Below are 26,973 nucleotides of genomic sequence, written 5' to 3'. Positions count from 1 at the left end.
CCCAGAATCCTGCTGCGCGGGTCAGCCTCCAACACCGTGGCCTGGGCGGGCGATCCGATGGCTCTGCCGTGGGGACGGGGTTCCTGACCCACATCGGCCGCTGGAACCTCGTCGAACGCACCACCCCCGACATCGAGGCCGACGTCCGTGCCGGCGCGCCGGCGCGCCGCCGTGCCGCCGGGAACCGTCGCCGGACTGGACATCACCGCCGATGCCAGTGGCCTGACGCTGTTCGCGACGGTGCGGCGCGCTGACGAGCCGGGGTGATCCCCGCAGTCGGCTTCGTGTTCGTCGCCGACGCAGCCTCGATCGTCAGTCGAGGCCTTCGATGATGCGGAAGTCGCGCTCGACGCCGTCAGCAAGTGCGGCCAGCGCCTCCTGGTAGGCCGCACTCGCGCGTGCGGCGACCGCCTGTTCGAAGCTGTCGAACTCGACCAGGATGGTGCGCTCGGCGATTCCGGCGTCGTGTGCGACGACCCGGCTACCGCGGGAGAGCAGCCGCCCGCCCGCGGCCCTGACGGCTGGACTGGCCAGCTCGTCGTAGGCAGCAAGCCTCTCGGGGTCTGCGATGGTGCGGTAGACGCTGACCCAGTAGCCCTTGGCCACGGTACCTCCTGTGTTCGGAATTGATGCTCAGAAACATGTCATGCTCAGATTCATGGGCGCGCCGTGGGTCAGCGAGCCGACGGAGACGACGTCGGAGTCGGACGGCTTCGATCCTCAGCTTCCGGTTCGACTGGTCCCGGGTGAGCGTCGGCGGGCGAGGGCGAGGCTGACCATCGTCGTGATCGCCATCGCGGCGACGCCGACCAGCGCCGCGGTCGTGTAGGCGTCTTCGTTCGGGAAGAGGCGGCCCGTGGCGGTGCCGGCGGCCAGGACCAGACCGCCGATGGCGCTGCCCAGGGAGTACCCTACGCTGCGGACGACGTAGTTGAAGCTCATGGCGCTCGACGTCTCGTTCTTGGGGGTGACGGCCAGGATGACGCCGGGCATGGCGGCCGAGAAGCTGCCGACGCCGAAGCCCAGCACGCCCATGGCCGCGAGCAGTTCGGCTGGGTTGGACCGGGCCGTGGCGAACAGGACGAACCCGCCGCCGACGATGGCGGCGCTGCCGGCCAGGAGCAGAGGGCCGTCGATCCGTTCGCGGACCCGCGGCGTGAGCTTGCCGGCGACGAACCCCAGCACGGAGAACGGGATGAGGACCAGCCCCGCCGCGAAGGTGGTCAGTCCGAAGCCGTAGCCGGCGGCGTGCGGCGTCTGCGCGTAGCGGGTGATGAGCGTGAGCAGGAGGTACATGCCGCTCCCGCCGACGAACATGGCGATGTTCGCCCCGGCGACCGCCGGGTGCCGGACCGCCCGGACGTCGACCAGGGGCGTCTCGGTTCGCAGTTCGGAAACGGTCCAGACGCAGAGCAGGAGTACGGCGGCGACGGCAAGGGTCACCGCCACGGCGAGGTGTCGGCTCCACAGGCTCCTCTCGCCGGCCAGGAACAGGACGAGGAGCAGTCCACCCGCCAGGACGAGCGCACCGGCCACGTTCACGTGAGCGGAGCGGCCTTCGGGAGCTGCGGGCACGGAGCGCCACGCGGTCACGAACGCGATGGCGGTGACGAGCAGGCCGAGGCCGTAGGCGGCCCGCAGTCCGCCGAACTCGGCGAGCAGCGCGGCCAGCGGGTAGCCGACGCCGGCTCCGATGATGGAGACCACCGAGATCAGGGCGATCGTGGCCGCGCTGCGCTCCTCGGGAAGATGGTCGCGGGCCACGCCCATCAACAGCGCCGTGAGACCGAGCCCGACGCCTTGGGCCGCTCTGCCCACGAGCAGCCAGGCGAACGGCAGCGGCAGCACGGTGAGCGCGCTGCCGACGACGACGATCGCCAGTGTGGCGTGAATCGTGGCCCGCCGGTGCGGACCGGCCCCGAGCCGGCCGAGGACGGGTGTGGCGACGGCGCCGCTGAGCAGGGCGATGGTCAGCGTCCACTGCGCACTGCCGAGGGAGACGTGGAACGTGGTCGCCACACTGGTGATGAGCGGCGTCCCGAGGCTGGCGACCGCCGCCACGACCAGGGCGATGAACATCAGGGCGGGGACCAGTAGACGTGCTTCGGAACGTATCAGGGCAGGGCTCATGGGCTGGTCATGAGCCTGGGCCGCGGTCACCGCTCCGACTCCTCTCGGGCGCGGCTTTCGAGCTCCGCCAGATGCAGCAGCGCCGGAAGGGCTGCGGCCAAGGCCTCGACCTCGTCAGCGGTGAGTTCGTCGATCAACCGCGCGTACGCGTCGACGCCCGCCTGGCGTCGCGACCGGACGTACGACGCGCCGGCCTCGGTCAGGCACACCAGCGTGACCCGCTTGTCGGACGGATCGCCCTTCCGCTCGACCAGCCCGGATTCCTCCATCACCCGGACCAGGACGGTCATCGCGGGCTGGGTGACGCCCTCGGCCACCGCCAGATCGGTGATCCGTCGCGGGCCGGTCTTGTCCAGGGTGGCCAAGGTGGCGGCGGACGTCAGGCTCATGTCGCGGGGAAGGCGTCTCACGGCCCTGGTGGCCAGACCGTAGAGGGCTGACCCGATGGCATCGGAAGCGCCGTGCGCGGCGTCTCGGCGACTCATGCCAGAAGCATAGCAACTTTATATGAATCGTCTATGTATCTCTGGATCGGGGCTCACGGCCGCCATCGAGTGCACCGTGCCAGCCGCGTTGAGCGCGGCCGAGGGATCTTCTACGTGGGTGTCGAACCTCTGGACCCGCTGGCAGGAGTCCACGCCAGCGTTGAACCCGTCGATCGGTTCGTGACGGTTCTCGTGAGCCCTCGCCGCATTTCAGAGGGATGCCCGCGCTGTTCTGCCAGCGGCAGAACAGCAGCCGGACCGGGCTCGACGATCACTGCGCTCGGACCAGAAGGCACGGGGCTCAGCGACGTCGAGCGCCGCCGGGCCGATGGTCTCGCCGAACTGGGATACGTAGCGCTTGCCTTCGACCTTCACGACGGGCGCCATTTGGGCGACCCCGAGGAGATGCTGGCCCGTTGCCTGCCGCTGCTCGCCGATCCCGACCGGATGCGGGGCATCGGCCATGCGGCGCTCGACGTGTTGCGCACCGAACCGCGGACCGACCCGACCGGATCGCCGCCGTCGGCTACGGCACCGGGGGCGCCGTCGGGCTGGAACTCGGGCGCGACGGCGTCAACCTGCGCGCGATCGGGACGGTCAACGCACTGACCACGGGCCGACCGGACGAGGCGGCGCGCATTCGCTGCCCGGTGTGGGCCGGGGTCGGGTCGGAAGACCCGATCGGACGAGGGGCTGCTGGAGTTCCGGCGGGCCCGCGGGCGATCGTGGCAGGTGGCCCGGACGGGCGGTCGGCGTTGCTGGAGCGGGTCCGGGAAGAGCGCCCGGGCCGATTCCGGTCGGCCCAGGGCGCCGAGCAGCAGGTCCCCGGGGTAGAAGTACGCGTCCAGCAGCGGGTCTTCGAGGAGCAGGCGTACCGCGAGGGGCAATGCGTAAGGGAGGCCCACCTCTTGCGTGATCAGCGTGCGCAGGTCGGCCGGGGTCAGGTCGCCGAGGCGTTTGCGGCGCAGGGCGTGGACCTTCGTGACCAGGGTGGTGGCGGGCGAGGGCGGCGGGGGCCACGGCGGTCCGTCGAGCTCGTCGAGGGTGCGGTCGAGGTGGAGAAGACGGGGCATGTGCCCGTTCTCGAGGGTCGGGCGGACGGGGCCGGGGGACCGGACCCGTCCGCCCGGCCCCGTCCGGGCTGCGGCCGGGCTCCGGTTCAGTGGAACAGCATGGAGGCGTCCCCGGCCGGGGTGGTGACCGATCCCGGGCACAGGAAGCTGCCAGAGGTCTTGGCGGCGGTGAAGGCCCGGTTGACGTACTTCCGGCTCGTCGCGTCGCGGTCCCACACGATGCCCGTCGCCTTGTAGCGGCAGGAGATGAAGCTCTGCCTGCCGGTGATGTCGATCAGGTCGGTCCGTGCCGTGCCGGCGGCGTCGTCGAAGGTGAAGGCGGGGTTGTTGTTGAGCGTGGCGGCGATGCCGCCGCCACAGGCCAGGTTGCCGCCCGGGGTGTTGATCGTCGTGCGGTCGACGGTGAGCGCGTTCGGGGGGACGGCGCTGGTGCTCGCGTTGGTCCAGCTACAGCTGTTGCCGGCGACCACCATCACGCCGTCGACCTTCTGGTCGACGGCCGAGGAGCCGGTGCTGTGCGCGAGGGCGGTGCCGGTGCCGGTGAACGCCGCCGCGACGACCAGCGTCGCGATACCGGCGAAGCGTGAGATGCGGGTGCCGTGGGTGCTGTGCCTCATGGTTCGCTCCTCCATGCCACGTACTGGTGGGGGTGGGCGAGGCGTGGGGCCTCACAGAGTGTGCGGAGTGCGTGCCGGGAGAGTCCCACAGCCACCCTGAACTGTCAGGAGCATGTCAGCGTGATACCGAGAAATGGCCGAAAATGCCGAGCCGTCGACCCTGCCGAGTCGCACACCCCGCGGGCCCCGTAGCCTCGCCGCATGCTCCGTGATCGTTTCGAATGCCGCTGCGTCCTCTGCCACGACTACGGCGACCGCGCCGAGGCGGACCGGGTGGGCGGGCGCATCATCGCCGACGTGCGACGGCACGGCTGGCACGTGGTCATGGTCCCCGAGGACGAGATCGGGCCCGGGTTCGCCTACACGATCGGTCTCGCCCACACGCACGGCGCCCCCGAACTGTGCACGTTCGGACGTGATGTCCACGAGATGCACCGCATGCTCAACGTGCTCGGCGAGCTGGCCGCCACGGGCGCCGCGGCGGCGGACGGGCAGGAACACGAGGGCGTGGTGGACGGCGGGCCGGTGCGACTCCGAAGCGTCGACATGCGTTGGTGCCGGACCTTCTTCGGCCGGGCCATCGGGTTCTACCGGCGGCCCCCGCTCCCCTTCCTGCAGGTCACGTGGCCCGACGCGGGTGGGCGCTTCCACTGGGAGGAGCGGGCGGGCGAGGTCCACCGGGCGTCGCAGCCCCGGCTGTGGCTAGCGCCCGACGACCACCCCGTGGGGGTCTGGACCGCCGAACTCTGACGCGGTCACGGCCCGGCGCGCTCGATCAGCGCGGCGGCCTGCGCCTGCGGCGACAGGGCGCGGCCGCGCGCGAACGCGGTGGCGAAGCCGTCGTCGCCCAGCCGCGCGCGGAGGCGGGCCGCAGCCCGGTCCACGTCGTGCCGTTCCGCCGGCGGCAGCGGGGTACCGAGGGACTCCCGCAGCGCGGCGGCCGTACCGAGGAGCGCCGCAGCCGCGGCGGCCCGGTCCCCCGGGGCGGCGGCCACGGACCCGGCCCCCGCCAGCCCCTCGAAGGCCAGCGCGAGGGCGCGCGGGTCACCCGACCGGCGGGCCGCCGCGAGGCCGTCCCGGTGCAGGGCCTCCGCGAGCGGGGCGTCACCGCGCAATTCGGCCACGTACCCCAGCTGCGCCAGGATCAGCGCGACGCTGATGTCCACCCCGAGCCTGCGGCTCCAATCGAGCCACGGCCGCAACCACGCTTCGGCGGCGTCCAGGTCGCCGTCCCGGCGGGCCCCGAGGGCCAGGCCGATCTCCGCGAACTGCTGGGCCGGCCGGTGCGACTGTTCGTCGGCCAGCCGCCGGGCCTGCTCGTGGAGGTCCGCGGCCCGTGCGGTGTCCCCCGTCAGCAGGGCGATGCGGCCCTGCTGTGCCAGCCGGAAGGAGACCTGGGTGAAGAGCTCCAGTTCCCGCGCGCTCCGTACGCCGTCCTCGTGCAGCCGGGCGGCCCGTGCGTAGTCGCCGCTGATCTCGGCGAGGACGCCCAGCTGCTCCGAAGCCTGTAGCCGGCCCCACTGGTCGCCGAGTTCCGCGAACAGCCGTGCCCCGGCCTCGGCGTTGTGGCGCAGCTCCGTGAGGTCGCCCCGGTACAGGGCCCGGGTGGCGAGGCCACTGAGCGCGGCGGCCTCGCCCCAGCGGTCGCCGAGGCCCCGGAACACCGCCGGCAGCCCTTCGAGGACGTCGTCGTCCCCGGCTGCGGCGGCGACGCCGGGAGCGGCATCGACATCGGACCCGTTCGTGAAACCGATCCGGGCGAACTCCAGCAACCACCTCCCCCGCGGGTCGGCGCCGTCGAAGTCGCCGCCGAGCAGGCCGTCGTCCCCGGCGAGCACGGCGAAGGCGGCCAGCCGGGCCCGCGCACCGGCGACGGCCGGCCCGTCCTGCCCTCCCGCAGCGGCCGCGCACGCCAGCGCGGACCCCAACGCCGTACGCGCCTCGCCGATCCGGCCGCGCAGGAACCAGTACCAGGCCGACGCGTTGACCAGCCGCAGTGCCGCACCGGTCGCACCGGCCGCTCCCGCCTCGACCGCCGCGTCCAGCGCGGCACGCAGGTTGAGGCCCTCGGAGTCGAGACGGCGCAGCCATCCGCGCTGTTCGGGACCGTGCAGGTGGGCCGCGGCCCGCTCGGCGAGGTCGGCGAAGTGCTCGGCGTGCCGCAGCCGTGCGGCCGCGGCCTCGCCCGCCCCCTCGAGCCGCTCCAGGCCGTACGCGGTCACCGATTCCAGCATCCGGTAGCGCGGCGCCCCCGCATCGCCGCCGCCAGCGTAGGGGGCGACGACCAGGGAGCAGTCCACCAGCCGCGTGACCAGGTCCAGGACGTCCTCGGCGGCGGTGTCGCCCGCGGCGCACACCGCCTCCGCCGACTCAAGGGTGAACCCGCCCGAGAACACGGCCAGTCGGCTCAGCGCCGTCTGCTCGGCCGGGGCGAGCAGCTCCCAGCTCCAGTCGATCACCGCCCGCAGGGTCCGCTGCCGGGCCGGCGCGTCCCGTCGCACCTGGTTGAGCAGCCGGAACCGGTCGTGCAGCCGCTCGGCGAGCGCGTGCACGCCGAGCGCCCTGACCCGGGTGGCGGCGAGTTCGAGGGCGAGCGGGAGTCCGTCGAGGCGGCGGCACACCAGGGCCACGGCCTCGGCGTTGTGCGGGCCCAGGGTGAACCCGGGCGTGCCGGCGGCGGCGCGGGCGGCGAAGAGCTCCATCGCCTCGGCCCCCTCGAGCGGGGCGACGGTTTCCAGTGTCTCGCCGGCGAGGGCGAGCGGCTCCTGACTGGTGACGAGGACACGCAGCCCGGGGGCCTGCCGCAGGAGCTGCCCGGTCAGAGCGGCCACGGATGCGACGACGTGCTCGCAGTTGTCGAGCACGAGGAGCAGCCGGCGCGTTCCGAGCGCCGTGGCCAGCCGGTCCCGGGCGGCGGCCTCGCCTCCCGAACCGGTGCCGGCGCCGGTGCCGGTGCCGGTGCCGGCGCCGCCGTCGGCGTCCTCGCGCACGCCGAGGGCTGCCGCGATCACCGCGGCCACGCCGCCCCGCGCGCCCGCGAGTTCGACGAAGCGGACGCCGTCGGGAAACGGACCCGACCCGGCGGCGGCGAGGCGGGCCGCGGCGGCGAGCGCGAGGCGGGTCTTGCCGACGCCACCGGGGCCGGTCAGCGTCACCAGGCGGCCGGCCTCGACCGCCGCGCACACCCGGGCGACGGCCTCCTCGCGCCCGACGAGCGAACTGACCGGAGTGGGCAGGTTCGTCCCGGGCCGGAACGGCCGCGCCTCCACGACGGCGGGCACCGGCACCGGCACCGGCGCTGGTTCCGGCACTGACACTGACACCGGCACCGGCACCGGCCCGGCCGTGAGTTCCGGATCCTGCCGCAGGATCGCCTCGTGCAGCGCGCCGAGTTCGGGGCCAGGGTCGACGCCCAGTTCCTCCGCGAACCGTTTCGTCAACTCCCGGTAGGCCGCGAGCGCCTCGTTCTGCCGCCCCGCACCGTAGAGCGCCCGCATCCGGGCCGCGTACAGCCGCTGCCGGAGCGGATGCTCCGTGATCAGCGTGCCCAGTTCGTCGGCCAGTACGACGTGTTCGCCCAACTCCAGCCGTGCCTCGGCGAGGTCCTCCTGCGCGGTGATCCGCCGCTCCTCCAGCCGGACGGCCTCGGTCCGTACGAAGGCGGCGTCCGGGAAGTCGGCGTAGGCGGGACCCCGCCACAGCCCGAGTGCCTCCGACAGCAGCGCGGCCCGCGCCCGCGCCCCGTCCTCCTTGCGGGCGAGCGCGGTCAGTTCGGTGAACCGGCCCGCGTCCACCGCTTCGTCGGCCACCCGGAGCGCATAACCCGCCGGACCGAACCCGACCAGGGCCCGGCCGCCCTCCTCGGCCCGTGCCAGGATGCGCCGCAGCTGGGAGACCTTGGTCTGCAGGGTGTTCCCCGGGTTGCCCGGCAGGTCCTCGCCCCACAGCTCGTCGATCAGCCGGTCCACGGGCACGGGCCGCCCGTACCGCACGAGCAGAGCGCCCAGCAGCGCCCGGACCTTCGCCTCGGGCACGGGGACGGGGGTCCCCTCGTCGGTTCGTACGGTCAGTGGTCCCAGCACCTCGAAACGCATGCCGCAACGTTACTTCTTCCTCGTCAACAGGCCGCGGGCAGAACGCCGGTGGCCCCGGAACCCCGCGCGTCCGCAGCGCGTGCGCGGCCCGTGCGTCATCCGTGCGTCGCCCGTGCGCGGCCCCTTGCAAGGTGTTCCTGTGACCGCGAACGAGCGGTCCTCAACCGCACCGGAAGGAACGCGCCATGACCGTCTCCCGTGAGATCCGCCTCGCCTCCCGCCCCACCGGTACCCCGAAGCCCGAGAACTTCCAGCTCGTCGCCACCCCGTTCCCGGAGCTGGGCGAGGGGCAGATCCTGGTGCGCAACACATGGATGTCGGTGGACCCGTACATGCGGGGCCGGATGGACGACGCCCCCTCCTACATGCCGCCGTTCGCCCTCGGCTCCGCCCTCGAAGGCAGCGCGGTCGGCGAGGTGGTCGCTTCCCGGTCCGCCTCGGTTCCGGTCGGGGCGACCGTCTCCCACTTCCTCGGCTGGCGGGAGTACGCGGCCCTGGACGCCGGCGCCGCCACCGTCGTCGACACCTCGATCGCCCCGCCGACCGCCTACCTCGGCGCGCTGGGCGCGACGGGCCTGACCGCGTACGTCGCGCTGACCCGAACCGCGCCGGTCGAGGAGGGCGATGTCGTCTTCGTCTCCGCGGCGGCCGGGGCGGTGGGCAGCGTCGCCGGGCAGCTGGCACGGCAGTTGGGCGCGTCCCGGGTCGTCGGCTCGGCCGGCGGCCCGCACAAGACCAAGAAGCTGCTGGACGCGTTCGGCTACGACGCGGCCGTCGACTACCGCCGGGGCGATCTCCCCGGACAGCTCGCCGAGGCCGCCCCCGAAGGCATCGACGTCTACCTGGACGCCGTCGGCGGCGACCACCTCCAGGCGGCCATCGGCGCGATCCGTCCCGGTGGGCGGATCGCCATGGTCGGCGCGATCAGCGGCTACAACGCCGTGCGGCCGGCACCTGGTCCCGACAACCTCTTCCGGGCCGCGGCCCAGGAGGTGACCCTGCGGGGGATGCTGGTCTCCAGCCACTTCGACCTGTTCCCCGAGTGGATCGGCAAGGCGGCCGGCTGGCTGGCCGACGGGACCCTGCGCACGGAGCAGACCGTCGCCGACGGGATCGAGCGGGCGGCCGACGCCTTTCTCGGAGTGCTGAGCGGCGCCAACACCGGGAAGATGCTGGTCCGGCTGGGCCCGGACCACTGAGCCCGGACCACTGGGCGCCGGCCGCTGAGCGCCGCCGCCCCGGGCGGGCCCCCGACGTGCCGGCGGCGGTTCAGATGCGGTGCGCAGCGGCGGAGGGGCCCGGGCCCTCGGTGCGCAGCAAGAGGAGGGCGATGTCGTCGCGGCGGGGCCCGTCGCGGTGGGCGTGCTCGATGAGTTCGTCCGCCAGGTCGGCGAGCGGATGGTCCTCGGGGGCATCGCCGATGAGGCCCGCGACCGCGCCGATGGCGTCCTCGATGTCCCGGCCGGGGGCCTCGACGAGCCCGTCGGTGTAGAGGGCGAGGAGGGTTCCGGGGCTGAAGGGAATCTCGACAGCGGTGTACGAGGCCCCGGGCTCGATGCCCAGGAGGAGTCCGGCCGGCAGGTCCAGCATCTCGGTCGTCCCGCCGGGGTGGCGCAGCAGCGGCGGCGGATGGCCGGCGGAGGCCAGGCGGACGGTATGGCCCACGAGGTCGATGTGGGCGTACAGGCAGCTGGTGAACAGTCCGGGTTCGAGGTCGGTCAGGAGCCGGTTGGTGCGGGCGAGGACCTCTTCCGGGGGTGCGCCGGCGCCCGCGTGGACGGCGGTGCGGACCTGGCCCATGAGGGCGGCTGCATTCACGTTGTGGCCCTGTACGTCACCGATGGCGGCCGCGACGGTGGTGTCGTCGATGCGGATGAGGTCGTAGAAGTCGCCGCCGATGTCGAGGCCGTACGCGGCCGGGAGGTAGCGGGCGGCCACGTCGAGGCGGGGGACGCGCGCCAGGGTGTGGGGCAGGAGGCCGGTCTGCAGGCTGCGGGCCAGCTGGTGGGTGGCGTCGTAGAGGCGGGCGCGGTCGAGGGCCTGCGCGATGAGCCCGGCGATCGAGGTCAGGACGGCGCGCTCGCCGGGGGCGAAGACTCGGGGGTGTGCGTAGGCGAGGACGAGGGAGCCGATGGGGCGGTTGGAGGCGATCAGCGGCAGGAACGCCCAGGCGGCCATGCCCTCCTCGACCACCGCGTCCGGGTGGGCGGCCAGGAGCTCGCCCACGTCGCCGAAGAACAGGGGGGTGGAGGTGCGCAGGATGTGGGTGATGGCGGTGTCGGCCGAGACGGGGGTGCCGTCGAGCTCCGCCAGGTGTTCGGCGGAGTACCCGCGGTGACCGACGATCCGCACCCGCCCGTCCTGCTCGGCCAGCATGGCCAGGGCGTGCGCTCCCAGGGAGGGAACGATCTGGTCCGCGGCCTTCTCCACGACGTCCTGCGCGTGGGCGGCCTCGGTGAGGGTGACGGCCAGCATCATCAGCGGGTAGAGCGCGGTGGCCCGGCTGGGTGCGGTCTGCTCGGGGTCCGCCGGGACGAGGGGGGCCGGTGAGGCGGCCCGATCGCCGACCGGGGTGATGCGGACGCTGATGCCGGTGTTGTCCGGGTAGAGCTCGAAGCACAGCTGCTGTCCGGTGGGACGTCCGGCGGTGAAGCTCCGGGGCAGCCGGCTCATCGCGGTGGCCCGGTAGTGGTTCTCGATGGCGGGGGTGTCCATCCAGGGAAGGGCCTCCCAGGGCAGGGCTCCGAGCAGGCCGGAGACGGGCGCGCCGAGCAGGTCGGCCGCCTCCTGGGTGATGAAGGTGATGGTGCCGTTCAGGTCGAGTGCGCAGTTGCCTCCGGGGAGGCGCCGGACGAAGGCCATGGTGGCCGCCGCCTCGGCCGGGCCCGGTGTGGGTGCGGGGAGCGGCCGCAGGATGGTCGGATGCGGTGTCGGCCGCAGCGGCAGGCCGTCGGCGGCGGCGCGCAGCAGGATGCGCGTCAGGAGGCCGCGGGCCGATTCCAGGGCCTTGCGTTCCCGCTCGTCGAGCTCGGGCCCGTGCGAGCCCGGCCACAGGAACAGCAGGCCCGCCCCGGTGGGCTCGGTGGCCCTACCTGCGGCTTCCCCGGTCAGGGGGACGGCGGCGAGCGCGAAGTCGTACGGGAGGACGAGGCCGAGGCGCGGATAGCGGCGGGCCGTGTCCTCCTGGCCGCCGAGCCAGACGAGCCGGCCCTCACGGACCGCGTCGGCCACTGGAATGGGGTCGTCCAGGGCGACCCGAGACCAGGGCGCCGCGAACTCGCGGGAGAGCCCGGAGGCCAGTGTCAGGTGCAGTACGCGCCGGGTGGGGTCGGGGTCGGGCAGGTAGAGCATGCCGATGGACGCTCCCGCATCGGCACAGGCCCCGACCAGTGCCTCTCTCAGCGCACGCCGGTGGGCCTGCTGATCACGCCCGGGAACGTTTCGCACCTGACCATGGTCTCTCCATATCCCCCTTCCCGTCGGTACCCGCCCGTCCCGGCGAGCCCGTACGAGCCCTCTTCGGCCCCGCCCGGGGCCTCAGGCCGGTCCCGGGGGCCCTAGGTCGGGGTGGTCCTTGAGCAGGCCGGGCGGGGCGGCCTGGCGCCAGGAGTCGACGACGATGGCACGGAGCTCGTCGCTGTCGTCGAGGGCCGCCAGGCGCGCCCGTACCCAGGCGAAGGACGCCTCGTGGTCCGCGACCCAGAACTTCTCGGGCTCGGCGCGGACGAGCTCGTCGCGTTCCTCCTTGGGGCAGCGGACGGCCAGCGACGTCTCGTCGTCGGGCAGCGTCAGGAACATCTTTCCGGCGACCCGGAAGGTGGGCATGGCCCAGGCTTCCTTCTCGGTCGTCTCCGGGAGGGCGAGGGCGATTTCACGGACTTCGTCGGACGTGCACACACCCTGACCGTACGACAGGCCACTGACATTGATACTCGTAGCGGGTTCCGGTGGTCGTGGCTCTGCCACTGACTGACGCCCTGCTGGGCTGTCTTCCCGCTGTACCGTCCGGCTGCCGGGCCCGTTCTTCATGGCTCCGGCCAGGTGGAACATGACCTGATAGGAGCTTGGTCAGAAGCCCCCTCAATGTCCTGTCTGTCCCACCTGGCCGGTGTCACCTCCGGCTAGGAAGGCGCCTCCAGCATGACAGCAGCGGACACAGCGGGCACGAGCGGCCAGTGGGTGTTCGGCGGTGTGGACTCGCACGCCGACACCATCCACGTCGCGGTCATCACCGACAACGGCGGCCACCTCGCCGACGCAGAGTTCCCCACCACCACCGCCGGATACACGGCAGCCCTGGCCTTCCTCTGCGCCCACGGGGACGTGATCGCGATCGGCGTGGAAGGCACCGCGTCCTACGGAACCGGGTTCACCCGCGCCGCCGTCGCCGATGGCCTGAGCGTGCTCGAAGTCAACCGCCCCGACCGCGCCGAACGCCGCCGCAGCGGCAAGTCCGACCCCATCGACGCCTACGCCGCCGCCCGCGCCGCACTCTCCGGACGCGCCTCCAGCGCGCCCAAGGACGAGACCGTCACTGGCATACGCGCCCTCCACAACGCCGCCCGGTCCACGGTCAAAGCCCGCACCGCCGCCATGAACCAGATCGGGCACATCCTCGTCAGCGCCCCCGAAACCATCCGCGCCCGCTATCGGGCCCTGCGGGGAAAGCCGCTCATGGATGCCCTGGCACGACTGCGGCTCACGGCAACGACAGACGCCGTCCACACCGCCGTGCTGAGCGCTTTGAAGAGCCTCGCCCGACGCGTCCAGGCCCTGACCGCTGAACACGACGAGCTCACAGCAACACTCGACAGTGTGGTCACCGAACACAATCCGGGCCTGCGGGGCGCCTACGGCGTCGGCCCCGACACCGCGGCCCAGCTCCTGATCACCGCAGGCGGCAACTCCGACCGTCTCCGCACCGAAGCTTCCTTCGCGGCCCTGTGCGGGGTCGCCCCCGTTCCTGCCTCCAGCGGGAAGACCAACCGTCACCGCCTCTCCCGAGGCGGCGATCGCGCCGCCAACGCGGCCCTCTACCGGATAGCCCTCGTCCGCATGGCCAGCGACCAGCGCACCCGCGACTACGTGGCCCGCCAGACCGCGGCCGGCCGGACCAAGAAGGAGATCATCCGCCTCCTCAAACGGGCCATCGCCCGGGAAGTGTTCCGCTACCTCACCACGACGGTCGCCGTCCCCGAGGTCGCGGACCTGCGGCCCACACGCCAGGCCAAGAACATCACCCTCACCGCCGTCGCCCACCACTTCGGCGTCTGGCCATCGGTCATCTCATGCATCGAACGCGGCACCCGCCGCGACGACAACCTCGCCAACGCCTACCGCGACTGGCTCACCACTGCTTGACAGCCAATAGGAGCTTCATCGGGCCTCGGCACGGACGCGCGGACCGCTCGGGCGTAGGCTTCGACCGGCACGGACGCATCGGGGGGCGGGGTACATGACGGCGGATACGGCACAGCGGTGGGTTTCGACCCTCGATTCGGTCGTGGTGTACGCCCAGGGCGCGGTCTGCCGCCGGCTGGTCCGGGGCAGCGTGCCGGCGGACGGACGGGTGCGCGTGACGGGGCTGCCCCGCTCGCTGGACCCGGGGTCGCTGCGGGCGAGCGTGCTGGGCGCCCCCGGGGTGCGCGTGACCGAGGCCCGGGTGGAGGTCGAGGCCGAGCCGCGCGCCACCGGCGCATCCGATGACTTGCGGCGCGAGGTCGAACGGCTGCGCGACGCGTACGCGGCGGCGCAGGGCCGCCGGGACCGGCAACGGGTGCTGGTCGACGAGGTCAGGGCCCTGCGGCCGGTGCCCCCGGCCCCCGACCCCGAGGCCCCGCACCGCCGCACCCCGGTCGATGCGTGGCTGGAGCTCGCCGACTTCGCCGAGGAGCGGCTGACGGGGCTGCACGCCCGCCTCGTCGAGCTGGAGGACGCGCTGCGCCTCGCCGGGCACGAGCTCGGTGTGGCCGCGGACCGGCTCGCCCGCGCCTCCACCGACGCTCCGCAGGCGCACGTGGAGACCACGGTCTCCGCACTCCTGACCCTCGACGCCACGGGAGACGCGGAGGGCGCTGCCGGGGACGTCGAGCTGGAGCTGGAGTACGGGGTTCCGGGAGCCGTCTGGGTGCCGGCGTACCGGCTCACGCACCGTCAGGGCGACGGCGACGGCCGGCTGGTGCTGCGCGCCTCGGTCGCCCAGCGCACCGGCGAGGACTGGACCGGTGTGCGCATCGCCCTGGCCACCGCCGACCTCCGGCGCCGCACCGACCTGCCGAAGCTCCGTTCGGTCCGGATCGGGCGCCGGCAGCCCGCCCCCGCGCCGTCCGGCTGGCGCGAGCCTCCGGCCGGTCTCGCAGACCTGTTCGCCGGCTATGAGGCGGCCGATCGCCGCCGCCCGGCTCCGACCGTCGTGCCGCCGTCCGTCAGGGTCGGCTCCGCAGCCGGGCCCGTACCGCCGCCCCCGCCGCCACCCGCCCCCGCAGTCGCGGCCGCTCCCGCGCCGCAGGCGTACGGCGCGCTCCCGGTGCCCGGCGGCGCGTACGACGCCTCCCCCGATTTCGCCGGCGCGATGCCCGCCCTCGCCCAGCCGGCCCGCCCGCGGCCGGCCGGCAGGCCGCGGGGCGGCGGTGCGGCCTTCGGCGGGGCACCGGCCCCCGCGGCTCCCGCGGCCCCCGGCCGGGCCGCTCCGCCGTCGCCCGCGCCGGCTCCGGTGCCGGAGCCGGTGGCCGGTCCGCCCCAGCCGAGCGGCGCCGAGCTCGACTACGCCGCCCTCGTCCTGTGCGGCCCCGACGAGCAGGGCGGTCGCAGGGGCCGGCTGTTCGCCGACTCCCCCGCCGACCCGGTGGCGGCCGAACACCGCCGCCGCGCCGAGGCGGTGGGCGGGCTGCCGCTGCCCGGACACGCCGTGCGGCCCCGGGAGTCGGCGGGTTCCTTCGACCACCGCTTCGACGCCGCCGCCCGCGCCGACGTTCCGTCGGACGGCACCTGGCACACCGTCACCGTCGGGGAGATCCCGGTCGGTCTGCGGACGGAATACGTCTGCGTGCCGTCCGTGGAGCAGACCGTGTACGCGACGCTGGTGCTCTCCAACGCCACCGACCAGGCGCTGCTGGCCGGCCCGGTGGAGGTCACCGTCGGTGAGGACTTCCTGCTGACCGCCGCCCTGCCCACGCTCGCCCCCGGTGGGGTCCGCCGGGTGGGGCTCGGACCCGCCGAGGGCGTCCGGGTCACCCGTCGTACGAACCTGCGCGAGTCGACCGCGGGCCTGCGCAACAACATCACGGTGCTCGACCACCAGGTCCACGTGGAACTGGCCAACCGGCTCGCCGGACCCGTCACCGTCGAGGTCCACGAGCGGGTTCCCGTCACCTCCGATCAGGATGTCCGGATCGAGGAACGCGCCGGCTGGACGACGCCCGAGGACGGCGCCGGGCCGGAACGGCACGCCCCGGGCACCCGCGTCTGGCGGGTGGACCTGCCCGCCGGGGGGACCACCGCCCTCGACGGCGGCTACGAGATCCGCATCCCGGCCGGCAAGGCCCTGGTCGGCGGCAACCGCAGGAGCTGACACCCATCATGTCCACGGCCCCGAAGCCGATCGCCCTTCCCGTCACCGCCGTCACCTGCCTGGAGGACCGCGCCCACATCGAGCGCTCCGCCGTACTGGACCTGGAGGCGGGGGTCCAGCGGCTACGGCTCGGTCCGGTCAGCGCGCTGGCCGTCGACCGCACCCTGCACGCCGAGCTGGCCGCCGAACACCGGGCCACCGTGCTCGACGTACGGATCGTCCGTAGCTGGGAGCCGCGCGGACCGCTGCCGTCCGCCGACGAGGACTCCGCCCTGCGCCACCGCGTGCACGTCCTCGAAGAGGAGCAGATCGCCCTGGGACAGCAGCGCGACCGGCTGCTCGCCCGACTCGACGTGCTCGGCCGCCTCGCCGCCGATCTGCTGCGGGAGATCGGCGAGGGCTCCGGCTCCGGGGAGACCGACGGGCCCCGCTGGGCCCGCGAGATGGACCGGGTGGACGGCGAGCGCGATGCGTACGGCGAGCGACTGCGTTCCGTGGACGCCCGGTTGGCCGCCCTCGCCGTCGAGCTCGGGGAGACCCGGCAGGCCATGGACCGTGCCGAGACCGAGCCCGCCGCGCTGGTCGGTCACGTCGAACTGACCGTGGACAGCGCGGCCGCCGGTCCGGTCCGGCTGCGCCTGAGCCACCTCACCCCGTGCGCGCTGTGGCGGCCCGCCTACCGGGCCGTCCTGGACGGGGACTCGCTGACGCTGGAGACCGACGCGATGGTCTGGCAGCGCACCGGCGAGGACTGGTCCGACGTACGGCTGACCCTGTCGACCGCCCGGTCGGCGCTGGCCACCGAACCGCCGCGGCTGGGCGAGGACCGCCTCACGCTGGGTGACCGCACGGCGGCGGAGCGCCGCACGGTCGACGTCGAACTGCGCGAGGAGGAGATCGGGGACCTCGGTCCGGCGGCCCAGGTGCTCGGCCTGCCCGGGGTGGACGACGGGGGCGAGGCGCGGGTGCTGCACTCCCCCGTACCGGTCTCCGTACGCGCGGACGGCCGTGCCCACCGGGTGCCGCTCTCCGCTTTCAGCACGGCCGCGAGCAGCGAGTACGCCTGCTCCCCCGAGCTGTCCCCGCTGGTCACCCGGGTGGTGTCCTTCGGCAACCGGTCCGGTCACGCGCTGCTGGCCGGTCCCGTGGACCTGGTCCGCGGCAGCGGGTTCAGCGGCCGCGGCACGCTGGACTTCACCGCCCCGGGCGCCCCGGTCGAGCTCGCCTTCGGCAGTTGCGACGACCACCGGGTGGTCCGGTACGCCGAGGAGTCCCGCGACTCGGCCGGATTCACCCAGCGGACGGTGGTCACCCGTACGGTCCGGCTGCACCTGTCCCGGTTCTCCGCCCCCGGAGACCACGGCGAACGGGTGGTCGTCGTCCGGGAGCGGATCCCGGTCTCCGAGGTCTCGGCGGTGGAGGTGCGCCTGCGCAAGGAGGCCTGCTCGCCGGCGCCGGACTCGGTCGATCCCGAAGGCATCGCCCGCTGGGACGTCCCGCTCGCGCCGGGCGGCCGGCGGACGGTCACCCTGGTCTACGAGCTGTCGGCGAGCGCCAAGGTCACCGGGCTGTGAGCGGGACGGTACCCGTGACCGACGGCCGCCCCGGACGGCTGGGGGCGGCCACGACGGCGTGCTGAACCTCCGCCCCCACGCGAGGTGTTGGCTCGACCGGTCCTTCTTCTGGATCTGACGCCGCTCAGGGCGTCACGAGGCGGTCGACCTCGGCGGCGAAGAGCAGGGCCGGGTCGAGGCCCATGCCGGTGAAGTGGCCCGCCAGTTCCAGGGACAGCACGCCGTGCAGACGGCTCCAGAAGGTCAGGGCCAGGTGCAGCGCCGACGGCGGGGCGTCCGGGTGGCTGCCCGCCCATGTGCGGTGCGCGGCCAGGTGGTCCGCCACGTCGTGCGGCTCCGCGTCCGGGGTCGTGGTGGGTACGGCGGCGGCGCAGGCGTCCAGCAGGACCGACATCAGTTCCGAGGCGATCACGGTGACGTCCGGCGGCGCGTGGTAGCCGGGCACCGGTGTGCCGTAGACGAGGAAGTAGCGGTGCGGGTCCGCGAGGGCCCAGGTGCGCAGCACCCGTGCCAGCCCGGCGAGGCCGGGCCGGCCCGCTCCCCCGTCGCCGCCGGCGGCGACGAAGGCGTCGGCGAGGCTGCGGTAGGCGTCGCGGATGAGTTCGGTGATCAGCTCGTCGCGGTTGGCGAAGTACCGGTACAGCGCCGGGCCGCTCATGCCCATCTGCTTGGCGATCGCATTGAGGGAGAGCGCCGAGGCGCCGGAGCCGGCGATCTGCTGCCGGGCCTTCTCCTTGACCTCCTCGCGCACCTGCTGCCGGTACCGCTCCCGGGGGGTCTTCGTGCTGCCCGTCATGCCCGCCGCCTCTCACCTGCTCGACCTGCACCACCAGATGAGTTAGAGGCTATCACTATCAGCAGAGCCCATCCCGATCGGACGAGCCACTCTCTTGACATCGACGAGATAGCCAATCACTCTAGTTACAGCTTCTAACGAACACGAGAAGCAGGAACTCAACTGGAGGTCGTCATGACGAACACCGTCGAGCGGGTCGAGGTCGTCCTGCCGGGCAAGGTCGAGCCGGAAGGGCTGCAGTTCCACCGCGGCCCCGTTCCGGTACCGGCGGCCGGCCAGGTGGTCGTCGCCATGGAGGCGACGGGCGTGTCCTTCGCCGAGCAGCAGATGCGGCGCGGCCGGTACTACGACCAGCCGCCGTTCCCCTTCGTCCCCGGGTACGACCTGGTGGGCACGGTGCTCGCGGTGGGTGAGGGCGTCGGCTCGGCACTGCTCGGCAAGCGGGTCGCCGCCCTGACCAAGACCGGGGGCTGGGCGAGCCACGTCGCGCTCACCGCCGCCGACGTGGTGGAGGTACCCGACGGCGTCACCCCGGTGGACGCGGAGACCGCGGTGGTCAACGGCATCACCGCCTGGCAGATGCTCCACCGCAAGGCCCGGGTGCGCGCCGGCCAGACCGTCCTCGTCCACGGCGCCAACGGCGGGGTCGGCTCGATCCTGGTCCAGCTGGCGCTGGCCGCGGGCGCCCACGTGATCGGCACCGCCTCCACCCGCCACCACGAGGCGCTGCGCGCTCTCGGGGTGACCCCGATCGACTACCGCTCCGGGAACGTCCCCGCACGGGTACGGGCCCTCGCGCCCGGCGGAGTGGACGCGGTGTTCGACCACGTGGGCGGCGACGGCATCGTCGAATCCTGGCGGCTCCTGGCCCCCGGCGGCACGCTCGTCTCCTACGGCAGCGCCGCCACCCGCGACGACGAGGGCTCCGGCTCGTGGCCGGTGCTCAAGCTGCTGGGCCGGGTGTGGGTGTGGAACGCGCTGCCGGGCGGCCGCCGCGCGTACTTCTACAACGTGTGGGCCGGGCGCGCCTACGCCAAGGACCGCTTCCGGGCGCGCCTGCGCGCCGACCTCTCGCAGGTGTTCGCCGCCCTGCAGCACGGCGAGATCACCGCCAAGGTCGCGGCCGAGATCCCGCTGGCGCGCGCCGCCGAGGCGATGCGCCTCGCCGAGTCCGGCACGGTCGCCGGGAAGGTCGTCCTCGTCCCGTGACCCGGTCGCCGGTCACCGCGTCGCCGGTCGCTTCAGGAGAAGGGCAGCCGGTCCGGCTGGCAGGTCGTGCCGGGCGGCGGGAGCGTGCCGTCGATGAAGTAGCGGCTCTCGTGGGCGTTGATGCAGGTGCTGTTGTTGTTGAAGAGTGCGGTGTGGCCGAACCCGTTGTTCGTGAGCAGCCGGGCGTCGGCCAGTTCCTCGGCCATGGCCTGGGCGTCCGAGTGGGGCGTCGAGGGGTCGTACGTGGTGCCGATCACCAGGACGGGGTTGGCCGTGGGCTTGTTCCAGGGGCCTTCGTACCGGTTGGCGGCCCGGGCCGGCCAGGTGGCGCACGGCTCACCGGACCAGGTCCAGTAGCGTCCGGCGTCGCCGGCCCGCTTGGCGCTGTCCTCCTCCAGACCGTGGTAAACGGCCGGGTCGCGCGGGTTGGGGCTGTCGCCGCACCACACGGCTCCCGCCTGTTCCTCGCCCAGGTACGGATTCGGGTTCGCGACCGGGGGTGGGGGCGGGTACTGGGCCGGCTTCGGGGCGCGGCCCTGCCAGAGCTCCTGGAGCCGGGCGGCGAGATCGGTCCAGCCGGGGCGGACGATGTAGAGGCTGCTGACCGCGTTGGCAACGGTGTTGGCGTACGTCCACGGTCCCACCGGGTGCTCGCGCAGGCGCCCCATCAGCTGGTCGAACTTGTCGCGGGTGGCTTGCGGGCTGCCGGCCGAGAAGGCGCAGTGGGCGGTGGTGGCCGATCCGCAGAGGTCGAGGAACTTGTTCAGGGTCGTCGCCGCGGTGCGGTCCGAGCCCATGCGCAGGAGGGTCGTGGTCCGGGGTTCGCTCGTCGAGGCGTTGTTCGTCCAGGCCAGCGGGTCGATGTTGCTGTCGAGGACCATGGCGCGGACCTTGTCGGGGAACAGGTTGGCGTAGGTGGCACCGAGGATCGTGCCGTAGGAGACGCCCAAGTAGTTGAGCTGCGGCTCCCCCACGGCCCGGCGGAGCAGGTCGAGGTCCTGGGCGGTGTCGGTGGTCGAGACGTGGCGCAGGAGGTCGGGGTCGCGCTTCTCGCAGCGGCGGCCCAGGTCCTCGTACGCATCGATCCAGGTCGTGCGCTCCTTCTCGCCGACCGGGAAGCCGCCGGGCTTGGACGCACCCCAGGCCCGGGCCTCTTCGGGGCTGTCGAAGCAGTTCACCGCCGTGCTGTTGCCGATGCCCCTGGGGTCCCAGCTGACGATGTCGAACCGTTCGCGCAGGTCCTTCGGGAAGGAGTCGTAGTTCTGCGGCACCTGCACCGTTCCGGGGCCGCCGGGGCCGCCGGGGTTGACGAACAGCGTGCCCAGGCGTTTCGCGGGGTCGCCAGCCGTGCGGCGGATGACGGCCAGGTCGATGGTGCGGCCGGCGGGCGCCGCGTGGTCCAGAGGCACCCGAGCGGTCGCGCAGTCGTACGGGCTGTCGGGTTTGCAGGGGCTCCAGTCCAGCCGGGGGACGGTCTGCGAGGGCGACGGCTCCGCGCGGGCCGCGGCGAGTTCCGGGGCGACGAGCATCGAGGAGCAGACCGCCGCGACGGCGAGCGCTGCCGCGCACCGGCGGCGACCGGACATCGGGCGGGGCGCGGGTCGAGGTACAGGTGCGGGTGCGGCTCCAGGTCCGGGCATGGTCCGCCCTCCTCCGGCACGTCGGGGGCGTGGTGCGGCGGCCGGCGCCCTCGCACCGGCACGCGCCGCTTGCTCATGGTTCAACCAAACCCCTTTTCGCCGACGCGCGCGAGCCGGGCCGCCGGCCGGACCACGGCCGCAGTCGTCCGCAGGGGGGCGGATCCACGGCCCGCGCGCTATCCTCCGCGCCATGCTGATTGACATGGACATGCGCTTACGGGTGCGGTCGCGCGCCCTGGTGTGCCTCCTCCTACTGGCACTCCTGGGCACGGTGACCACCGCGGCCGCCTCACCCCGGACCGCGGCCCCGGCTCCCCTCACGGCCACGACCACGACCACGCCGACGGCCGAGAAGGCCCCTGCGGCCACCTCGAGCACCGCCTCCGCGGCGGCGGCCCGCTGGGGCGACCGGCGGCTCGACGAGGTCGCCTTCCTGACCACCCACAACGCCTTCACCAACTACGAGGACTCCCGCTGGAGCTCGGTGAACCAGTCCGAGTCCGTACGCGCCCAGCTCGAGGGCGGCGTGCGCGGTCTGAGCCTGGACACGCACTGGTACGAACGCAGCACCTGGCTGTGCATCATCAGCTTCGGCAGCGACTGCTACCCCAGCGACGTGTACCTGTGCCACGGCGACTGCAAGACCTTCGCCGGAGCCACGTACGCCCTGCCGCGGCAGACCTTCCACGGCACGATGCAGACCGTGGTGGACTTCCTCGCCGCCCATCCGCAGGAGGTCGTGACCGTCTTCCTGGAGGACTACGTCGGCGCCGATCAGCTGCAAGCCTCCCTCGGCCGGGTCAGCGGGCTGCAGGACATGGTGTTCCGGCCCGACCAGTGGGGCGTGCGGCAGCACGGCTGGCCCAAGGTCGCCGACCTCGTCACCTCCGGCAAGCGGTTGCTGATCTTCTCCGACCGCTCCGACCGGGAACACCTGGGCGTCATGTACGACAAGTCCTGGACCGTGAGCAACTTCTGGAACCTCGGGGACCTGGGCAACGACCTCTCGTGCGTCAGCCGCTGGTCCGACGTGCCGCTCGACCGCCAGGAGCCCGGATTCCGGCGCCTGTTCACGATGAGCCACCACCGCAACGTACCCACCGTCCTCACGGCGGCCCTGGACAACGGCGCCAAGCTGCGGGACCGCATCGCCCAGCAGTGCCGGTCGGCCACCGGGGGCCGCGACCCGAACTACGTCTCCGTCGACTTCCACCGCCTGTCGGACGGAAGCGGCCACACACCCGCCTCGATCGTCGCGGAACTGGGCGCGCGCCGCTGAACGCGCCCGTCGGCCTGCCGGCCGGGTGGACCGCCGCCTACGGCGCGGCACGGCGCACCCGGTCGGTCAGCCCGCCTTGCGCGCGCCCAGCGCCCGTCGCTCGTCCTCGGTCAGTCCGCCCCACACCCCGTACGGCTCCTGCACGCGCAGCGCGTGGCCCAGGCATTCCGTCCGCACCGGGCACCGTGCGCAGACCTCCTTGGCCTCCTGCTCCCGCGCGGAGCGCTCCTCACCGCGCTCCCCCGCCGGGTGGAAGAACCGGTCCGTACCGAGCTCCCGGCACGCCGCGTCCTCCTGCCACTCCCACAGGTGCTCCGCACGGCCCGGCAGGCGTGCCACCTTCGACATGTCCCGACTCCTCTCCTGCGCCTTGCTCACGTCTTTCGACTCCTTGCTCACGCGTCTGACCCGGGTGCCCGTTTCGAAACGCCGTCCGCGTACGCCGACGGGACGGCGGCCGCGGACGTGGAGACCCGCGGCAGGGCGTACGGGTGCTTCTCGGCCAGCCAGGCGACGAGCTGTTCGCGCACCGCACAGCGGGCGGTCCACAGGTCGTCCGCGTCCTTCGCGGTGACGATCGCCCGCACCACGATGGCGCTGGGCGTCGTGTCGGTGACCGCCAGGTCCCAGCCCCGGCCGTCCCACGCCTCGCAGCCCTCCAGGATCTCCTGGAGCTTCTCGCGCATCAGGGCGACGGGGGTGGTGTGGTCGCAGTGCAGGAAGACCGTGCCGGTCATCTGGACCCCGCCGCGCGACCAGTTCTCGAAGGGGCGCCCGGTGAAGTACGAGACGGGCATGGTGATCCGGCGTTCGTCCCAGGTCCGCACGGCCAGGAAGGTGAGCGTGATCTCCTCCACCACTCCCCACTCGCCGGCCACCACGACCGTGTCGCCGATCCGCACCATGTCGCCGAAGGCGATCTGGAATCCGGCGAAGAGGTTGCCGAGGGTGGACTGGGCGGCCACGCCCGCGACGATGCCGATGATCCCGGCCGAGGCCAGCAGCGAGGTCCCGACGGCACGGAGGTCGGGGAAGGTCAGCAGCATCGCGGCCGCGGCCACCACGGCGACCACGGCGGTGACGATCCTCATGATCAGCGTCACCTGGGTACGGACCCTGCGTACGCGTGACGGGTCGCGCGTGCCGAGCGCGTAGCGGGCGTAGGAGGACTCGACCACGGCGGAGGTGACGAGGACGACGCACCACGCGCTCGCCCCGATGAGCACCAGTGTCAGGACCCTGCCCACGGCCGCCTCGTGCTCCTGGAGCGGCTCCCACGCGATCTGCCGGTACACGGCGCGCAGCACCGCGGCGAACAGCAGCACCCGTACCGAGGTTCGGCAGCGGCGCAGCATGTTCCAGAGCGGTGTTTCGGGGTGTCGGGCATCCGCGCGCCGCAGCAGCAGGTCGGTGACCCTGCCCGCGGCGAAGGTGAGCAGGATCGAGCCGCCCACGACGGCCAGTACGTGCACGAGGCTGTTCATGACTCCTCTGGATGGGTCTGGGGAACGGGTCCCGTCGCGCGTGCCCGGCCCTCGCCCGGACAAACGGGGCGTCCGTTCCGTAAAGGCGGGTACAAGCGACCACGACACGACAGCCGAGGACGAGGTGAGTGCGCAGTGCAGACCATCGGACCGGACACCGGCGGGCCCGTACCGGACGCGCGGGGGCCGGCCTTCCCACAGCTCCGTCGACTCGCGCTGCGCGACGCCCTCCGACAGGTGGCGCGCGGCCGCCGGTTCACCCGCGAGGCGCTGGAGGACTGGGGGTGGGACGGTCAGGAGACCGCTGAGGACGCGGTCCTGGTCGTGTCCGAACTCGTCACCAACGCCACGCTGCACGCCGGCGGCTGCCACGAGCTCATGCTCCGCGCCGGGGACGCGTTCCGCGTCGAGGTGTACGACGGGTACGGAGTGCTCCCGCGACCGCTACCCGCTCTGCGTCCGGGCCGACCGGGCCGACCGGGCGGGCACGGTCTGCGCCTGGTGCACCTGCTCGCCGACCGCTGGGGCGTCCAGGCGATCGGGCACGGCAAGGTCGTCTGGGCCGAGTTCGACGCCGAGCGCCTGCGGACGGGCCGACCCGGGCGTGCCTGAACCCGCCGGGCCGGCCCGGCGGGTTCGGGTTCGGGCGCGCCCGGGTCGGGCGTGCCGTTCAGGCGTGCAGCAGCTCCTCGCGCAGGGAGCCCAGCGTGCGGGTGAGCAGGCGGGAGACCTGCATCTGGGAGAGGCCGATCTCCTCGCCGATCTCCGCCTGGGTCATCTCCTGGCCGAAGCGCAGCTCCAGGATCTGGATGGAGCGCTCGTCCAGGTCGGCGAGCAGGGGCGCGAGGGCGTGCCGGTCCTCGACCGCCTCCAGGGCGGGGTCGATGTCACCCATGGTCTCGGCGAGGCTGCGCGTGGTCCGTGCGGCGGCGGACGCCTGGGTGCCGCCGGCGGCACCGTCCTGGGGCACGTCGAGGGACTGCGTGGAGTAACCGTTGGCCGCGACCAGGCCCTGGCGGACCTCGTCCTCGGTGAGGTCCAGCCGCTCGGCGAGTTCCGAGGGGGTGGGCGCGTGGTCGGTCTCGGCGGTCAGCTCCTCCGTGGCCTTCGCGAGCTCCAGGCGCAGCTCCTGGAGGCGGCGCGGCACCCGCACGGCCCAGGTGGTGTCCCGGAAGTGGCGCTTGATCTCGCCCGTGATGTAGGGCAGGGCGAGCGTGGTGAGCTGCGTGTTGCGCTCGGGGTCGTAGCGGTCGATCGCCTTGATCAGTCCGATGATGCCGACCTGGACGATGTCCTCGTTCTCGGGACCGCCGGGGCGGTCGCGGAACGGCCGGGCGGCGAACTGCACCAATGAGATGTTCATCTCGATCAGCGTGTTGCGCACGTACTGGTACTCGCGGGTGCCCTCTTCGAGGCTCTGCAGCCGTTCGAAGAAGACACGGGTCAGCTCCCGGGCGTCGCGGGTCGACAGTTCCCGTGGGCAGGGGACGTCCGGCAGCCCGCCCAGTGCGGGGGCTTCGCCGGTGCCACCGCTGGGGGTGGCCGTCGTCGGGATCGTCGTCGGGGTCATGGCCTCGGCCGTGGCCGTGAAGGTCATCGTCTTCGCTCCTTGGGCACGTGTGCTTGCGGTGCGGTGCGTCGCTCGTTAGCTCTGGTCACGCGGAACTCTGCTTCCGCTTCCCCCGAACCCTGTCGGGGCCGGGGACGCACGTCAAGTAATACCGGAAAACTGGTTCTGGAATTGCTTTTCGTGAGTCATCCCTCAAGAATGGCGACGTGGAGAGCGAGCACACAGGGACCCGACGCAACGGCTGGACCTTCCTGACGAACCATGCCCGGGTTCTCATCGCCATCGCGCGCGACCCCGGCATCCGGCTGCGCGACATCGCGGCGGACTGCGGCCTGACCGAACGCACCGTGCAGGCGATCGTCACGGACCTGCAGGCGGACGGGTACCTCAACAAGACCCGGGACGGCCGGCGCAACCGCTACGTCGTCGCCCCCGGCGCCCGCTTCCGCCACCCGGCGGAGGCCGGCCACGAGATCGCCGGCCTGCTGGCCTACCTCGCCGGCCCACTGAGCACGCCGTCGCCCGAGGTGGCGCCGTCCGCCGAGGTGGCGAACGACACACCCGGCCACGGCGAGCCCCGAACGACGGCGTAGACCCCCGGCGGGCGACACGCCCGCGTCAGGAGCGCCCCAGAGAGGGCCGCCCGAACCGTACGGGGACCCCCGGCGAGTAGAGCACGCTCACGGGCGGCCCGGCCGGAGCCGGCAGACCCGCCGCGACCACCAGGTCCTCGTCGCAGTCGAGGAGCTCCGCGCGGTGCAGCGGCCAGCGCGGATGCGCGTTCGGGACGTACAGCGGCCGACCGAAGAGCTCCGCGTGCATGCCCCAGCGGGCGGTGAGGAAGTGCTCCAGGGCGGTCGGCTCCGCGATGCGCCCGCCCACGCGTACGGCGATCCGGCTGTGCGCGCCGCGCGGACCGGGCAGACGTCGACCACTGGTGTACGTGACGGTGTCGCCGTCATGACGGACCGTCATCCGGGACCAGACGTACGGCAGTCGGAACGCTGCCCGACCGACGGCCACCGGGATCAGCCGGGAGGCGTCCAGCGAACGGAAGACCACGGCCCGGCGGCCCCGGGCGTCGACCGAGTAGAGGCGGACGTTGGTCTCGGGGAAGGAACCCAGGTAGGGGACGCCGGGAAGGCGGAACCAGCCGACCTCGTGCATGCGGAAGGCCACCAGGCCGACGTAGGTGACCCCGTCCAGGGTGTCCGGCACGGTGCCGGCCGGCAGCAGCGGGGCGACCCGGGCCGGGTCGACAGCCCAGTGCAGGAACGCCAGGTCGAGCCAGGACTGGGTGAGCAGGGGGCGGTCCACCGGGTGCGGCGGGTCGGCCGTGATCGGCTCCGGGGCCACGGCGGGCGGCGGCGTCTGACGCATTGAGCCAGTATTCCCCGCGCACCGGATCAGCCGTACCGCGCTCAGCAGCGTCTCGTGCGCGGCCGCAGCGTC

At 73.3% G+C, this 26,973-nt stretch carries 22 protein-coding genes and 2 pseudogenes; 10 read left to right on the top strand and 14 right to left on the bottom strand.

Annotated features, from left to right (window positions below):
- Positions 1 to 312: 312 nt before the first annotated feature.
- From OG386_RS40850 to OG386_RS40840, 3 genes are all read right to left on the bottom strand, one after another.
- Positions 313 to 606, bottom strand: a complete 294-nt coding sequence (locus OG386_RS40850; protein ID WP_328792380.1) for a DUF1330 domain-containing protein — start codon at positions 604 to 606, stop codon at positions 313 to 315.
- A gap of 114 nt (positions 607 to 720) precedes the next feature.
- On the bottom strand, positions 721 to 2,130 hold the full coding sequence (locus OG386_RS40845; protein WP_328792379.1) for an MFS transporter: 1,410 nt from the start codon (positions 2,128 to 2,130) through the stop codon (positions 721 to 723).
- Between the two features lie 26 nt (positions 2,131 to 2,156).
- Positions 2,157 to 2,615: a MarR family winged helix-turn-helix transcriptional regulator gene (locus tag OG386_RS40840; RefSeq protein WP_328792377.1), complete on the bottom strand. Its 459-nt coding sequence runs from the start codon at positions 2,613 to 2,615 to the stop codon at positions 2,157 to 2,159.
- A gap of 270 nt (positions 2,616 to 2,885) precedes the next feature.
- Between OG386_RS40840 and OG386_RS40835 the strand changes: the two are divergent.
- Positions 2,886 to 3,298, top strand: a pseudogene (locus tag OG386_RS40835) (dienelactone hydrolase family protein); the annotation flags it as partial.
- 147 nt (positions 3,299 to 3,445) lie between these two features.
- Here the strand turns inward: OG386_RS40835 and OG386_RS40830 are convergent.
- Positions 3,446 to 3,688 (bottom strand): annotated as a pseudogene (locus OG386_RS40830) (contact-dependent growth inhibition system immunity protein); the annotation flags it as partial.
- Positions 3,689 to 3,774: 86 nt separating this feature from the next.
- Positions 3,775 to 4,305, bottom strand: coding sequence for a hypothetical protein (locus OG386_RS40825; RefSeq protein ID WP_328792376.1), 531 nt, complete (start codon positions 4,303 to 4,305; stop codon positions 3,775 to 3,777).
- A gap of 201 nt (positions 4,306 to 4,506) precedes the next feature.
- Here OG386_RS40825 and OG386_RS40820 point away from each other — a divergent pair, with 201 nt between their 5' ends.
- Positions 4,507 to 5,055: a DUF4262 domain-containing protein gene (locus OG386_RS40820; RefSeq protein WP_328792374.1), complete on the top strand. Its 549-nt coding sequence runs from the start codon at positions 4,507 to 4,509 to the stop codon at positions 5,053 to 5,055.
- A 5-nt stretch (positions 5,056 to 5,060) separates the two neighbouring features.
- On the opposite strand, the gene OG386_RS40815 is transcribed toward OG386_RS40820, so the two are convergent.
- A complete protein-coding gene (locus OG386_RS40815) occupies positions 5,061 to 8,399 on the bottom strand; it encodes a BTAD domain-containing putative transcriptional regulator (protein ID WP_328792373.1) in 3,339 nt (1,112 codons plus the stop codon).
- Positions 8,400 to 8,584: 185 nt separating this feature from the next.
- Here OG386_RS40815 and OG386_RS40810 point away from each other — a divergent pair, with 185 nt between their 5' ends.
- Positions 8,585 to 9,598 carry an NADP-dependent oxidoreductase gene (locus OG386_RS40810; protein WP_328792372.1) on the top strand — a complete coding sequence of 338 codons (1,014 nt, stop codon included), beginning with the start codon at positions 8,585 to 8,587 and terminating at the stop codon, positions 9,596 to 9,598.
- Between the two features lie 70 nt (positions 9,599 to 9,668).
- Here the strand turns inward: OG386_RS40810 and OG386_RS40805 are convergent, their stop codons facing one another.
- Entirely contained in the window at positions 9,669 to 11,750 is a 2,082-nt protein-coding gene (locus tag OG386_RS40805; RefSeq protein WP_328792371.1) for a PP2C family protein-serine/threonine phosphatase, read from the bottom strand.
- Positions 11,751 to 11,936: 186 nt separating this feature from the next.
- Positions 11,937 to 12,296 carry an MmcQ/YjbR family DNA-binding protein gene (locus OG386_RS40800; protein ID WP_328792370.1) on the bottom strand — a complete coding sequence of 120 codons (360 nt, stop codon included), beginning with the start codon at positions 12,294 to 12,296 and terminating at the stop codon, positions 11,937 to 11,939.
- A gap of 243 nt (positions 12,297 to 12,539) precedes the next feature.
- On the opposite strand from OG386_RS40800, the gene OG386_RS40795 reads away from it, so the two are divergent.
- The 3 genes from OG386_RS40795 to OG386_RS40785 all read left to right on the top strand — a co-directional run bounded on the left by OG386_RS40795 (position 12,540) and on the right by OG386_RS40785 (position 17,543).
- Complete coding sequence (locus tag OG386_RS40795; RefSeq protein WP_328787263.1) at positions 12,540 to 13,760, top strand: IS110 family transposase; 1,221 nt, start codon at positions 12,540 to 12,542, stop codon at positions 13,758 to 13,760.
- A gap of 94 nt (positions 13,761 to 13,854) precedes the next feature.
- Positions 13,855 to 15,969 carry a DUF4139 domain-containing protein gene (locus tag OG386_RS40790; protein ID WP_328792369.1) on the top strand — a complete coding sequence of 705 codons (2,115 nt, stop codon included), beginning with the start codon at positions 13,855 to 13,857 and terminating at the stop codon, positions 15,967 to 15,969.
- A gap of 8 nt (positions 15,970 to 15,977) precedes the next feature.
- A complete protein-coding gene (locus tag OG386_RS40785; protein ID WP_328792368.1) occupies positions 15,978 to 17,543 on the top strand; it encodes a mucoidy inhibitor MuiA family protein in 1,566 nt (521 codons plus the stop codon).
- 124 nt (positions 17,544 to 17,667) lie between these two features.
- Here OG386_RS40785 and OG386_RS40780 read toward each other — a convergent pair whose 3' ends face one another.
- Complete coding sequence (locus OG386_RS40780) at positions 17,668 to 18,339, bottom strand: TetR/AcrR family transcriptional regulator (RefSeq protein WP_328792367.1); 672 nt, start codon at positions 18,337 to 18,339, stop codon at positions 17,668 to 17,670.
- A 174-nt stretch (positions 18,340 to 18,513) separates the two neighbouring features.
- On the opposite strand from OG386_RS40780, the gene OG386_RS40775 reads away from it, so the two are divergent.
- Positions 18,514 to 19,548, top strand: coding sequence for a medium chain dehydrogenase/reductase family protein (locus OG386_RS40775; protein WP_328792366.1), 1,035 nt, complete (start codon positions 18,514 to 18,516; stop codon positions 19,546 to 19,548).
- 32 nt (positions 19,549 to 19,580) lie between these two features.
- Here the strand turns inward: OG386_RS40775 and OG386_RS40770 are convergent, their stop codons facing one another.
- Positions 19,581 to 21,188, bottom strand: coding sequence for an alpha/beta hydrolase (locus tag OG386_RS40770; RefSeq protein WP_328792365.1), 1,608 nt, complete (start codon positions 21,186 to 21,188; stop codon positions 19,581 to 19,583).
- A 190-nt stretch (positions 21,189 to 21,378) separates the two neighbouring features.
- On the opposite strand from OG386_RS40770, the gene OG386_RS40765 reads away from it, so the two are divergent.
- On the top strand, positions 21,379 to 22,467 hold the full coding sequence (locus OG386_RS40765; RefSeq protein WP_328792364.1) for a PI-PLC domain-containing protein: 1,089 nt from the start codon (positions 21,379 to 21,381) through the stop codon (positions 22,465 to 22,467).
- Between the two features lie 66 nt (positions 22,468 to 22,533).
- On the opposite strand, the gene OG386_RS40760 is transcribed toward OG386_RS40765, so the two are convergent.
- On the bottom strand, positions 22,534 to 22,815 hold the full coding sequence (locus OG386_RS40760) for a WhiB family transcriptional regulator (protein ID WP_328792362.1): 282 nt from the start codon (positions 22,813 to 22,815) through the stop codon (positions 22,534 to 22,536).
- Positions 22,816 to 22,862: 47 nt separating this feature from the next.
- Positions 22,863 to 23,951, bottom strand: coding sequence for a mechanosensitive ion channel family protein (locus OG386_RS40755; protein WP_328792361.1), 1,089 nt, complete (start codon positions 23,949 to 23,951; stop codon positions 22,863 to 22,865).
- A 135-nt stretch (positions 23,952 to 24,086) separates the two neighbouring features.
- Here OG386_RS40755 and OG386_RS40750 point away from each other — a divergent pair, with 135 nt between their 5' ends.
- Positions 24,087 to 24,563 (top strand): ATP-binding protein, encoded by a 477-nt coding sequence (locus tag OG386_RS40750; protein WP_328792360.1) that lies wholly within the window; start codon positions 24,087 to 24,089, stop codon positions 24,561 to 24,563.
- Between the two features lie 58 nt (positions 24,564 to 24,621).
- Here the strand turns inward: OG386_RS40750 and OG386_RS40745 are convergent, their stop codons facing one another.
- A complete protein-coding gene (locus OG386_RS40745) occupies positions 24,622 to 25,548 on the bottom strand; it encodes a SigB/SigF/SigG family RNA polymerase sigma factor (RefSeq protein ID WP_328792359.1) in 927 nt (308 codons plus the stop codon).
- Between the two features lie 179 nt (positions 25,549 to 25,727).
- On the opposite strand from OG386_RS40745, the gene OG386_RS40740 reads away from it, so the two are divergent.
- On the top strand, positions 25,728 to 26,114 hold the full coding sequence (locus tag OG386_RS40740) for a helix-turn-helix transcriptional regulator (RefSeq protein ID WP_328792358.1): 387 nt from the start codon (positions 25,728 to 25,730) through the stop codon (positions 26,112 to 26,114).
- Between the two features lie 25 nt (positions 26,115 to 26,139).
- Here the strand turns inward: OG386_RS40740 and OG386_RS40735 are convergent, their stop codons facing one another.
- Complete coding sequence (locus tag OG386_RS40735) at positions 26,140 to 26,901, bottom strand: YqjF family protein (RefSeq protein ID WP_328792356.1); 762 nt, start codon at positions 26,899 to 26,901, stop codon at positions 26,140 to 26,142.
- Between the last annotated feature and the right edge of the window lie 72 nt (positions 26,902 to 26,973).

It is taken from the genome of Streptomyces sp. NBC_00273, assembly GCF_036178145.1.
Lineage (GTDB): Bacteria > Actinomycetota > Actinomycetes > Streptomycetales > Streptomycetaceae > Streptomyces.
The sequence above is the reverse complement of the archived record's forward strand: the minus strand, read 5'-3'. Positions and strand labels throughout refer to the sequence as shown.